The 6597-nt window shown below is 42.7% G+C and carries 7 protein-coding genes; 4 read left to right on the top strand and 3 right to left on the bottom strand.

The window, feature by feature from the left end; genetic code table 11:
* Positions 1 to 107: 107 nt before the first annotated feature.
* Together ACR65H_RS18395 and ACR65H_RS18400 are read right to left on the bottom strand one after the other, a co-directional pair.
* Complete coding sequence (locus ACR65H_RS18395) at positions 108 to 1190, bottom strand: FUSC family protein (protein WP_440502399.1); 1083 nt, start codon at positions 1188 to 1190, stop codon at positions 108 to 110.
* A gap of 76 nt (positions 1191 to 1266) precedes the next feature.
* A complete protein-coding gene (locus tag ACR65H_RS18400) occupies positions 1267 to 2571 on the bottom strand; it encodes a glutamate-1-semialdehyde 2,1-aminomutase (protein ID WP_440502400.1) in 1305 nt (434 codons plus the stop codon).
* 127 nt (positions 2572 to 2698) lie between these two features.
* Between ACR65H_RS18400 and bcp the strand changes: the two genes are divergently transcribed.
* The 3 genes from bcp (at position 2699) to perR (ending at position 4693) form a co-directional block, all read left to right on the top strand.
* Positions 2699 to 3178 carry a thioredoxin-dependent thiol peroxidase gene (bcp, locus tag ACR65H_RS18405; RefSeq protein ID WP_440502401.1) on the top strand — a complete coding sequence of 160 codons (480 nt, stop codon included), beginning with the start codon at positions 2699 to 2701 and terminating at the stop codon, positions 3176 to 3178.
* Positions 3179 to 3190: 12 nt separating this feature from the next.
* Positions 3191 to 4135 (top strand): D-2-hydroxyacid dehydrogenase, encoded by a 945-nt coding sequence (locus tag ACR65H_RS18410; RefSeq protein WP_440502402.1) that lies wholly within the window; start codon positions 3191 to 3193, stop codon positions 4133 to 4135.
* Positions 4136 to 4249: 114 nt separating this feature from the next.
* Positions 4250 to 4693, top strand: a complete 444-nt coding sequence (perR, locus tag ACR65H_RS18415) for a peroxide-responsive transcriptional repressor PerR (protein ID WP_440502403.1) — start codon at positions 4250 to 4252, stop codon at positions 4691 to 4693.
* A gap of 40 nt (positions 4694 to 4733) precedes the next feature.
* Here the strand turns inward: perR and ACR65H_RS18420 are convergent, their stop codons facing one another.
* Positions 4734 to 5105, bottom strand: a complete 372-nt coding sequence (locus ACR65H_RS18420; RefSeq protein WP_440502404.1) for a YgzB family protein — start codon at positions 5103 to 5105, stop codon at positions 4734 to 4736.
* Positions 5106 to 5257: 152 nt separating this feature from the next.
* Between ACR65H_RS18420 and ACR65H_RS18425 the strand changes: the two genes are divergently transcribed.
* Positions 5258 to 6124, top strand: a complete 867-nt coding sequence (locus ACR65H_RS18425) for a nucleotidyltransferase-like protein (RefSeq protein WP_440502405.1) — start codon at positions 5258 to 5260, stop codon at positions 6122 to 6124.
* The last annotated feature ends 473 nt before the right edge of the window (positions 6125 to 6597 follow it).

The raw sequence follows: 6597 nt of genomic DNA on the forward strand, positions 1-6597 counted from the left end.
AGTCCGGTTCAATACCGTCTTCACACCAGCCAACTAGCTGCGTAATATAAAACTCTAACTTTTAGGGGTCACATCATTATTCCAAGGATGGTTTTTACGTTCTATCGTTAATAGATCTCATCTTGCATTTCATTGCTCACTTCATGTCCGTGCCTACGCTTATTAGAGACGATCAATCGATCGAGATACTCCAACTGTTCTTCATAATCCAACAAAGAAGAAAGGACATGAAGGAGGTGATATGCGGAAAATTCTTCTTCTTCTTTTGTGATGGCGATTTCCTTCGCGAAAATGTCCATCACTTCCTGTCGTTGGATAAATTCCTCGGTCATGCTTTCCAACATCCTGTCGGATTTTAACTTGCCGACAAACTTCAAATGAATTTGCTCGTGATACGTAAGCAATGCATCGAGCCGCTCCTGGATCATCATTCGGAAATGCTCGGGCAATTTAATTAATTCATTTTCAAATTTATGAAGTCGTGATAGCAATTCATAGCTGCTTTGAGAGGTTGCAATCATCTGTCTGTAAATAACAAGTTTACGCACCTTTGAGCGAGAAGTCTTCTTGAAATAGCTTCGCTCCTCTTTGTAAAGCGAATAAAGCTGGTCGATGTTTGCGAGCCGTTCCTTCAATTTCACCAATGACTTTTTTGTAGCGATATGTTCGGAAGCTTGCCTTCCAGCAAGTCGAATCCATCGAATAATGTCATCCTGTGCATTATGGATCGCCTGGAAAAGCTTTGTTTCATACTTTGGAGGCATGAATAACAAGTTGACGACAAAAGCGGAAAGTACACCGATGACCATTGTGACGAATCGAAGGAGGGCGAAGGATAGGAAGGCGTCCCCTTTGATCTCCATAATGGCAATCATCGTCACTAGAGCTAGGGAAATGGATTTCTCAAGCCCTAACTTCAGCATGATCAAGATAATGATGACCGCTGCGAATCCGACAATGACAATTTGATGCCCGAACAATAGTACAAAGGTGATAGCGGTAATGGCACCGATCAGATTCCCTTGGATTTGTTCAATGATCGTCAAATATGATCGATAAATGGAAGGTTGAATCGCAAAGATAGCTGCAATGCCTGCAAAAACCGGATTCGGCAAGCTGAGCATTTCAGCTAGAAACAATGCGGCAACAATCGCTATACCCGTTTTGAAGATGCGGGCTCCAAGTTTCATATGATTATCCTTTCTACTAAAGGTATTTATAAGGTTAATGCTTTTATTCACGAAACCATTTTTCTAAGTGATTTTGTTATTTGTTCATTTGACGTGACAATTCTTCGAATGAACGGTCAACCGCCTCTAGTGTATGAATGATGTCGTCCTCTTTATGCGCGATTGTGAGGAACCAAGCTTCATATTTTGAAGGAGCAAGGTTTATGCCGTTCGCGAGCATCAGTTTAAAGAATTTCGCGAAGAGCTCTCCGTCTGTCTGTTCGGCTTGCTCATAGTTTTCTACCTTCACATCTGTGAAGAATAGTGTAAGTGCTCCGCCTAGACGATTGATTGTCATGGTGATGCCGTGTTTTTCCGCCAATTGAAGAATGCCTTCCTCTAACATTCTGCCAAGTCGATCCATTTCTTCATAGATGCCGGGCTGTTGCAATACTTCCAAGCAAGCGATCCCAGACAGCATGGAAGCAGGATTGCCCGCCATCGTACCTGCTTGGTATGCAGGGCCGAGCGGTGCGACGGTTTCCATAATTTCTTTCTTGCCGCCATATGCTCCAATCGGAAGTCCGCCGCCGATAATCTTTCCGAAGGCAATCAAGTCCGGAGTCGTTCCAAGTAAAGTTTGTGCGCTGCCATAATGGAAACGGAAAGCTGTGATCACTTCATCATAAATGATAAGCGCGCCTTTTTCCTTCGCAAGTTCATGGACGAGTGGAAGGAATCCTTCAATCGGTTCGACAATACCGAAATTCCCGACAATCGGCTCGACCAATACACATGCAAGTTCGTCTCCCCATTTTTCCATAGCTTCCTTATATGCATCAGGATCATTAAATGGGATTGTAATCACCTCTTGGGCGATGGATGCTGGGACACCTGCTGAATCCGGAGTCCCTAATGTTGCAGGCCCGGATCCTGCAGCTACGAGTACAAGATCGGAATGCCCATGATAGCAACCCGCAAACTTCATTACTTTCGTTCTTCCAGTAAAGGCTCGTGCCACGCGGATTGTTGTCATGACAGCTTCTGTCCCTGAGTTGACGAAACGGACTTTATCCATGGAGGGAATCGCTTCTTTCAACATTTTAGCAAATTTGACTTCATGGCGTGTCGGAGTTCCGTACAGTACACCGGTAGTTGCCGCCTTCGTAATGGCTTCTGCGATATGTGGGTGTGCATGGCCAGTAATGATAGGACCGTAAGCACCTAAGTAATCAATATATTTATTTCCATCAACGTCCCAGAAATAGGCACCTTCTGCGCGCTCCATTACTGTAGGTGCTCCACCGCCTACCGCTTTATAGCCACGGGAAGGGCTGTTCACACCTCCGACGATATGTTCACAAGCTTCTTGGTAGATCTGTTCTGATTTTGTTCTGTCCATTTCAATTCCTCCGTTCAAATCGGTACAACCTCCATTTTATACAAAACTGCGTCGATACGCCAAAGAAATTGAAACTCTATCAGATGTCCGGTACGATTGGGTATAGAAAAAGATGGAGGGATCGCTAATGGAGAAGTTGGAAGGAATGCAAGCGCCGCAATTTTCATTGCCGAACGAAAACGGAGAGATTGTTTCACTACGGGATTTTGAAGGGAAGAAGTATGTCATCCTCTACTTTTACCCGAAGGACGCTACTCCTGGCTGCACAACGCAGGCATGTGATTTTAGGGACGCGCACCAAAGTTTCAGTGATTTGAATGCCGTCATTCTAGGTGTGAGCCCGGATAACGAAGCATCTCACCAACGGTTTATCGAAAAACAAGGCCTTCCGTTTTCATTGCTAGTCGATGAAAATCATCAGGCTGCGGAAGCGTACGGCGTTTGGAAATTAAAGAAAATGTTCGGCAAGGAATACATGGGAATCGAACGTTCCACATTTTTGATCGACCCTACAGGGACAGTTGTGAAGGAATGGCGGAAAGTGAAAGTAGAAGGGCATATCGAAGAAGCGCTTGCTACGTTGGAGCAATTAACGAAGAAGGCGTAAGGGGGAAATTAGATGAAAGTATTATTCACCTTCAAAATTAAGGACGAACAGCTTGAGAAATTAAAAGTTGATTTTCCCGAAATCCAGTTTGACTTCAATAACAAAGTTAATACAGCCCCAGTAGAGGATTTTGAAGTTATTGTTACCTATGGGGAAGATATAAGTACAGAGGTACTTGATAGAGCAACATCTCTAAAATGGTTAATGGTCGCTTCTGCAGGTGTGGAAAAGATGCCGCTCGCTGAAATTGCCGCAAAAGGCATTATCATTAGTAATGTTCGCGGAATTCATAAAACACCGATGGCAGAAACGGCTCTTGCGCATATTCTATCCCTTAAACGAGCGTTGCCGGTATTAGCGGAGCAACAAAAACGGAAAGAGTGGAATACGAAAGTTCGACAAACGGAACTGCGTGGGTCGACTGCTCTTATTCTTGGGCCGGGGGCGATCGGATCTGAAATGGGTCGATTGCTTCAAGCTTTCGGCGTTCGAACGATCGGCTGTAATTATTCAGGGAACCCTGCACAGTACATGGATGATACGATTCAATTTGATGAACTGCTCAGCAGGCTTCCGGAAGCAGATATCGTCCTATCCGTATTGCCGAGCACAGCCAAAACGAAAGGACTGCTGACGGAAAGCCATTTCAAGGCGATGAAGGAAACTGCAATCTTCATGAATTTCGGCAGAGGTGACCTTGTAAAAGAAGCCGTACTAGTAGAGGCTCTGAAAAACGAGGAAATCGGGCACGCAGTCCTCGATGTGTTTGAAACGGAGCCATTACCAGCGGAAAGCGAACTTTGGTCTTTATCGAATATAATAATTTCACCGCATGTCTCCAGCCATTCCGGGAAGTATATTGAGAGAGCGCTCGAGTTTTTCACGGGAAATCTGAAAAAGTGGCAAAGAGGCGATAAGGATCTGATCAATTTGATTAATCCTGTAAAAGGGTATTGAATCGGTGCCTGCACCCACCTATGGACAGCTCTTTAGTTGACAAATATGCCTTTTCTCAGTAAACTAATTATAATGATTATAAAGAAGTAATCTTTATGGATTGGAGTGTTGGCGATGTCTGAAGTGTTTTTGAAAGACGCGCTTGTCACATTGAAGGAAAGTGGTGTTCGAATTACACCGCAAAGGCATGCCATTTTAGAATTTCTCATTTCTTCTGAGACGCATCCTACTGCTGATGAAATATATAGAGCGCTAGAAGCTGATTTCCCAAATATGAGTGTTGCGACCGTATATAATAATCTGCGGGTTTTCCGGAATGCCGGACTTGTAAAGGAACTCACTTATGGAGATGCTTCAAGCCGGTTCGATTTTGTAACACATGATCATTATCACATCATTTGTGATAACTGTGGAAAAATCGTTGACTTCCATCATCCCGGACTTGAGGAAGTTGAGCACCTCGCTTCTCATGTTACAGGTTTCGAAGTCAATTCCCATCGTCTTGAAGTGTATGGAACATGTCCTGATTGTGCAGCAGGCGCCAATAAAGCAAAATAAGAAAACCGGTTCCGATAGTGAAAGACGGAACCGGTTTTTCTTATTTCTTTTTAGATGAATCGTTTCTATTCGCCGGGCGGTTGTAAGCTTCATCGAATTCCTTGCCTTCCAATGATGGATCCAACGTAAGTGGTTCTCTACAATGTCCACACATATCGACCCGGCCAAGCATTTTAGTCTCTTTGCCGCAACTTGGACATACAATTTGTACAGCCCTTGTCGACAATGTCCCAATCCAAGCATAAACGACCGTGCTGCCTAGAATAGCAAGGAGACCTAGAACCATGAAAATCAACATAACGATTTCATTGCTTCTAAAGAATATCCCAAGATACATAATGACGACCCCGATGAAAATTAGGGATAGCGCAAATGACCGAATCCGATTTATTTTATTTTTATAGGGTTTCATCCGAAATCCTCCTTAGAGTGAAGTATGTTGGATAAGATATTGAATGTTCCTCAATCAATATAGCACAAATTCTGTTCGCATCATATTTTACGATTTTCGAATGAAGGGTTTTTTAAGAGTTGCGTCGAAGAAAAGGAAGTGGAGGTGTCATAATGGAACAAGTTCTTAGACCGATTTATCAAGAACGCGCAAGCTCGCCTGAAACACTAGGTGTCATTCTCGTTGAAAAAAGAGGTGCAGGCGATCCGATAACAGACACATTTGACGAAATCATGTTAATCATTACATCTAATGAAGAAACACCTATATATACAAAACATTATACGGATGGTACTGGCAAAGCTGCGATGCATGTCATTAGCGAAAAGCAACTGAGAAAATGGCTGCTGCTTGGAACAAGAAGAAAAGTCGTCGATTGGTTGTTCTATGGGAAGATCTTTTTTGACCGCAATGAATTTGTCGAAGGTTTGAAAAATGAGTTGAAGGAATATCCCTTCTACGGACGGAAGATAAAGATGGGACTTGAGCTATCAAGATTAGTAAGAGTCTATATGGAAGGAAAGATGTTTTTCGAGCAGAAAAACTATATGGACTCATATCACCATGCAATCCAGTCTCTTCATCATCTTGCCAGACTTACTGTTATTGAAAAAGGATTGTCTCCTGAAGTGACGGTGTGGTCTCAAGTGAAAAAGATTGATCCGGCAATTTATAAACTATACGAGGAACTTATTATGAGTGAGGAACCGATTGAAAAAAGATTGGAGCTTCTCTTCCTAGCAAGTGAATTCTTCATCCATAATCGAACACTTGACGGAGCGAGGCATATTATGGACATCATGTCGACAAAGGAGACGTGGACAATCCAAGAGCTTCACGAGCATGAGGAGCTGCGGATGTATTCAATTAATCTTGAAGTTCTTGTTGAGTTTTTAATTGAAAAAGGTGTTATTCAAATCGTTGAAAGCGACTCGAAAAATGAATATGTATTTCACAGAGACTATCGTGTAGAGCGATGAATGTTAATAGAGGAGAGATATTACTGTTGATTTGCGTCCGCCTGCAACGCAAATCAACGGATCTTCCTAATCAAACAAATCGACCCTATCCTATGAAAGTAGAGCTTTGATAAGTTTTTTTGTTTTTAGTGTTGACTTATAAAAACAACCCATGCTATTATAGTAAACGTCGCTGAGGGAGTTAGTTACTCAGCCTTGAAAAAGCCTTAAAAACTAATTTAAAAAAGTTCTTGACTTAGAGAGTCAGCGATGATAAATTAGAGAAGTCGCTTTTGAAGAAGCGCGAAACGAACCTTGAAAACTGAACAGCAAAACGTCAACAAATAAAGTCTTGCAACCGACTTTATCGGTGAAGAGACAAAACGAATCTTCGGATTCAAAATTGACATCTTAAATGATGCCAGCAAGAAACTCGAGCTACTCGAATTTCTCTCACTGGCGGTCGAGACGTAGTGCAGTGCTAGGAAGCGAAG

It is taken from the genome of Sporosarcina sp. SAFN-015, assembly GCF_059415085.1.